The organism is Candidatus Hepatincolaceae symbiont of Strigamia maritima (assembly GCF_055505085.1).
The window spans coordinates 1-1,863 of record NZ_DBKDTU010000140.1; the positions used below are offsets into that span (position 1 = coordinate 1).

A 1,863-nucleotide genomic window follows, 5' to 3' on the forward strand; every position below is an offset into this window, starting at 1 on the left:
AAGGAATTTTATTAGCTGTATTATGGTATATTTTTAGTACCTTTTTAAATGCTAAGGAATATTCTGCTACTTCTTCTGCTAAAGTACAAATTCTCAATAAAGTTACTGGGAAAGTAGCTTCTATTAATTTACAAAGTGGTAAGATTTTTCAACATCATAATATTCAATTGTTTTTAAGAGCGTGTTATAGAAGTAAAAAAACCTTTGAGGAAGAAAACATTGGGTTTTTACAAGTTTTAAAAACTGAAAATATTAAACAACATAGTAAAAATACTAAACAATTAGAAAATAAAATAAAAATCCCCATAGAATTTCAACTTACAACCAATAAAGATTTAGTTGATCATTTAATTTTTAGCGGTTGGATGTTTTCATCAGAACCTGAGATATCAATGCTTGAAGATTATGACTATGATATTACTTTAATTAAATGTATAATAACAGAAGAGATAAATCCCTAAATAACGGAGTAAGAATATGAAATTTTTTTGTAAAATCCCTTTACTAATCTTGTTTACTACAGTAATTATAATAAACTTAAATAATTTAGTATTTGCTAATAATAATGAGAGAAAATCTATACAAAATGCTTTAGTATTAATGAGTGATTTTGGTTTAGCAGATGGTGCAGTATCTGCTATGAAGGGTGTGGCTTTTGGTGTTGATAATAATTTAAAAATTTTTGATATTACCCATGCAATACCGGAATATGATATTTGGGCGGCCTCTTATAGATTATACCAAGTAATAGAATTTTGGTCTCAAGGTACAGTTTTTGTATCAATTATAGATCCTGGAGTTGGTACAAAAAGAACCTCAATTGTAGCTAAAAGTAAGAATGGTCAGTATTTTGTTAATCCTAATAATGGGATTCTAACCCTTATTGCTGAAACAGTAGGTATTGCAGAAATTAGAGAGATAGATGAAACTAAGAATCGTTTGCCAAAATCTTATGATTCTTATACTTTTCACGGTAGAGATGTTTATGTTTACACAGGAGCAAGACTTGCCAGCGGTGCTATAAGTTATGAATCTGTAGGGAGAGTTTTACCAATAACAGATTTAGTAAGCTTGCCTTACCAGAAACCTACCAAACAAGGCAATAACCTTAAAGGAATGATCCCAGTATTGGATGTTAATTATGGCAATGTGTGGACTAATATTCCTAAAAAACTCTTTGAAGAACTTAACCCTAAGGTTGGAGATAAATTTGAAGTTAGATTTTATAATAATAATCAGTTAGTAACTACTCTTACAGTTCCTTATTATAGTACTTTTGGTGATGTAAAAACAGGAGAACCTATAATCTATTTAAATAGTTTGTTAGAATTATCAATTGCCCTTAATATGGATAATTTTGCTAAAAAGCATAATATTGCTTCTGGTTTAAATTGGACTGTAGAAATTTTTCCTATAAAATAATATAAAGATCTAAGATTAGCATTAAAAATTAAAATATAAGTTATAAACTAGTACTTAATATGTGTATATTTTACTATAATGTATAATGCTTAACTCTATAAAATAAACTTTTATAGAGTTAAGTGTAATGAGACAGGAAATAACGGGAATAATAACTAAGTACGTATATAAAAATTAATGCCGAATAATGCCGAAAATCAACAAAAAACGGCGAAAATAATATTGCTATTCCCGTTTAATATGTCATTTTTTATATAGTGGGGTAAAACATAAGTAAATAGGCACTTTCAAGTGAAGTGTCTATTTTTTTGGCAATTATATACCTGACTAACCAATTTTGTTATTTTATGTTTTCTTTAAAGTATTCAGAAACGAATTTTAGCACTTGTTCAGTAATTCTGAAACCTTTATCTATGTCTTCTAAATATCCTTGATGTATTG

At 27.9% G+C, this 1,863-nt stretch carries 2 protein-coding genes; both read left to right on the plus strand.

Annotated features, from left to right (window positions below; all coding sequences use genetic code 11):
• A partial coding sequence (locus ACQCX0_RS03590) for a DUF2155 domain-containing protein (protein ID WP_462562807.1) occupies nucleotides 1–461 on the plus strand: 461 nt, incomplete at its 5' end.
• A gap of 16 nt (nucleotides 462–477) precedes the next feature.
• A complete protein-coding gene (locus ACQCX0_RS03595) occupies nucleotides 478–1,422 on the plus strand; it encodes an SAM hydrolase/SAM-dependent halogenase family protein (protein ID WP_462562808.1) in 945 nt (314 codons plus the stop codon).
• Nucleotides 1,423–1,863 lie beyond the last annotated feature (441 nt).

Excerpts from the sequence above, each read along its gene's own strand:
- ACQCX0_RS03595 (WP_462562808.1), top strand. The coding sequence starts at position 478 with ATGAAATTTTTTTGTAAAATCCCTTTACTAATCTTGTTTACTACAGTA.